Source organism: Segatella salivae DSM 15606 (assembly GCF_000185845.1).
GTDB lineage: Bacteria > Bacteroidota > Bacteroidia > Bacteroidales > Bacteroidaceae > Prevotella > Prevotella salivae.
In genome coordinates, this window is sequence record NZ_GL629647.1 from 1797858 (window position 1) to 1799709 (window position 1852).

Annotated in this window: 1 protein-coding gene; it reads left to right on the forward strand. The window is 40.0% G+C overall.

Going from position 1 to position 1852, the window contains the following annotated elements:
* Positions 1–104: 104 nt before the first annotated feature.
* Positions 105–1460: a WG repeat-containing protein gene (locus tag HMPREF9420_RS07320; RefSeq protein WP_044078836.1), complete on the forward strand. Its 1356-nt coding sequence runs from the start codon at positions 105–107 to the stop codon at positions 1458–1460.
* Positions 1461–1852: the final 392 nt, after the last annotated feature.

Consider the following 1852-nt stretch of genomic DNA (forward strand, 5'->3'; position numbering starts at 1 on the left):
CTAAAACATTGTTACAAAACGCCTTACTTTCTGTAATGAGAAAGTAAGGCGTTTGCATTTAATATTACTATATAACACCCCACTCTATTCCTCGTTTTCAATTGATGAGAAAGACAACCACCCTCTTTTTGTTACTTTTCACCCTATCGACGATGAGTCTAAATGCCCAGGTTGGCGTTGCACTCTACCTTGAAAAAGCCAGTATCTGCAAACAAACCAATGGTAAATTCAGCCTCAACGACTTCCACAAGAAGCCCATTATCACCGATGCCGACACTATATTTAGCACCCATTTCGGTTGCTTTGTAGTAAGTAAAGCGGGGCAAAAAGGGCTATACGATGCTGAAGGAAAGTGCTTGCTTCCTATCACATTTAATAACATTTCCTTCGATAACGGCCGCTATTGGCTCGTCAACAAGGACGGGAAACAAGGTCTTTATTCGCACATGGGCAAAGAAATTCTGCCGCCACGCTATGATAGTATAGAGGTAGCCTGCAGCTTCTGTACCACTGCAAGCAACTATTTCATCGTAAAAAAAGGCTTATATGGCCTCTGTAATAAAGAGGGAAAATTTATTGTCGACCCACAATACACCGCCATAAAATATAGATATTTGAGGTTTTTTAAGCTGACAAAAGGGGACAGTTGCCATTATCTCTTCAACTATAAAGACATCATTAAAGACATCACATTAGACGATGCTATGCCTATTATAATACAAAGAAACGAACAAAAATGCTTCTATTTCAATTATAAACAAGGCAAAGCATGGGGACTTCTACGTGAAGATGGACAGCCGATTATCGCTGTTCAGTATGACAAACCATTAGAGAAAGTCGGCTATATCCACTCAGACAGCACCGCTTATTTCATCGCTTGCAAAGACAATCTATTTGGACTGATTGACATAGACAATAACATCGTGCTCCCCTTTCAATACAAAAAAATCGAACATACCTTTCTCTATAATACCATAGAACTCACTACCGACGAGGGAAAACAACTCTATAACATGACTAAAAAGCAATTAACGCTCAACCTTTTCTATGACAACAGCAGTGTTTCTGACCGCTATCTATACCTCAAAAGGAATGGCCTTGAAACAGCTGTTGACTGCAAGCACATGCAACTCCTCTTCCCTTTTAAATACAATTCCATATTAGGTCTCAACGATAATGAGCACTTTATCGTCACCACAGAGGGCAAAACAGCAGTCGTCAACCGCCAAGATAAGCAGCTGATCCCCTATGGTTACGACGAAATTAAAGTCACAAGCAAGCCCAATCTCTTTATCATCAAGAAAGAAAATCAATATGGTATCGTCAACTTAAAGAACGAATTAGTCTATGGAATGACGCCCTACCATATAGAAGCTTATAATGACCACATAGAACTCACCAACATTTCAACGTGGGAAACCATTAAGAAATTGGACTATAATCTCAAGGAAATCAAATAAAAACCATACATTATAAAACCATATCCTTATGAAAAAACTTGCCTTTCTCCTGCTTTTTATGGCATGTTCAACCATGATTGGTCATGCAATATCCGATATAAGCTAAGTACAATAGCCCCCAAAAATAGCCGTCAAAGGCTAAAATGAAGCATAGGAAAAGGCTATATAACATCACAAATCGCGCTATAAAGCATCGCAACTCGGTACGAGTTGTGCTTTTGATAGCCCCACGTTGGTGAATGAAATGAGCCTACGTGGGGAATAAATAGGCGTGTAGAATGAACCCGGAACGGGTTCAGTTTTTTCGCATTCGCCACGTAATTGGAAAAAGCAAAACCCGTACCGGGTTTGAAAACCACATGTTATCGCTCACCCGAGGTAGGCTCGTTCCT